This window comes from Candidatus Bathyarchaeota archaeon, assembly GCA_026014585.1.
In the GTDB taxonomy this organism is placed as follows: Archaea; Thermoproteota; Bathyarchaeia; order Bathyarchaeales; family Bathycorpusculaceae; genus Bathycorpusculum.
Window position 1 is genome coordinate 1 of the sequence record JAOZIA010000016.1, and the last position, 1,217, is coordinate 1,217.

Sequence of the window (1,217 nt, forward strand, 5' to 3'; positions counted from 1 at the left end):
AATAGTTTGAGGTTCATTAACCGTGAAGCAGAACTCACAGAACTGAACATACTGCATAAGCTGTCGGAGAAAAAATTGTTTGCGGTAGCATTGTATGGGCTTCGCAGAGTCGGAAAAACTCGACTACTTCTGGAGTTCTTAAAGGATAACGGAGTATATTTTTTTGTGAACCAAAACAAAACTTCCGATGACCTGCTTTTGGAATTCCAAGAAATCTTGAAAGCAAAAAAGATTCTTGGAGAATTAGAGGTTGTTTCCTCATGGGACCAGTTTTTTGAAGTGTGCACCACTAGAGAACTGCCGCCTCTTGTTTTCGATGAATTTCAAAACTTTGTCGACGTAGAACCATCCATCTTAGGCGCATTGCAGAAGAATATAGATCTACATGAGAACAACTCCGGCTTGATTATTCTATCCGGGTCCCTTATCGGTTTGATGAAAAAGACTTTTCAGAATTCAAAGGAGCCGCTTTATGGAAGAATAAAACGTGGAATCAGGATAAGCCCGCTTAATCTCGCGTCATGTTTTGAGGTTGGGAGAGAATTGGAGTTAAAGAAAAAGGAGTTGCTCAAGCTTTACCTTCTGTTTGGGGGTTATCCGAAGTATTATGTTGCCGTTGAAGATTTTGATCTGAAAGGAAAAACAGCCCGAGAAATCGTAGATGCCCTGTTTTTATGCAAGAGCGCTCCGTTAGAAGAGGAAGTCAGCATAATTTTGTCTCAGGAATTTGGAGGAAGAAGCGGAATTTACTATTCTATACTTGAAGCTATTGCGACAGGTAACAACAGGTTGTCTTCAATTGCAGGGTACCTAAATGTGCCCTCGACTTCTTTAACTCGGCAGATAGGCGAGTTGAAGGAGAATTTTGAGTTGATAGAAATTGAAAAACCCTATCAGGGTAAAAGAGGCATATACGTGATAAGACATCCGCTTCTTGAATTTTGGTTTTCCCAGATTTACAGGAACTTTTCCGATTACGCTTCTAGAAATCCCGAGTTTATAGCTAAAGTCAAAGAAAACCTCAACTGCTATTATGGAAGAGCGTTTGAAAAGGCGGCAAAGGAGTTTCTTGTTTCGAAACTGAGCTTGTCCAAAGCTAATAGGCAATGGGGGAAAATTCCGAAAGCAGAGAAAGGAAAAGACACGTATGAAATTGACCTCATAGGAAACAGTAAAAAAGCCACATATGTCTTTGAGATTAAATGGCAAGAACTAAA

At 40.0% G+C, this 1,217-nt stretch carries 1 protein-coding gene; it reads left to right on the forward strand.

Going from position 1 to position 1,217, the window contains the following annotated elements:
* Positions 1–6: 6 nt before the first annotated feature.
* The coding region (locus NWF01_06045) for an ATP-binding protein (GenBank protein ID MCW4024580.1) at positions 7–1,217 on the forward strand (1,211 nt) is incomplete at its 3' end.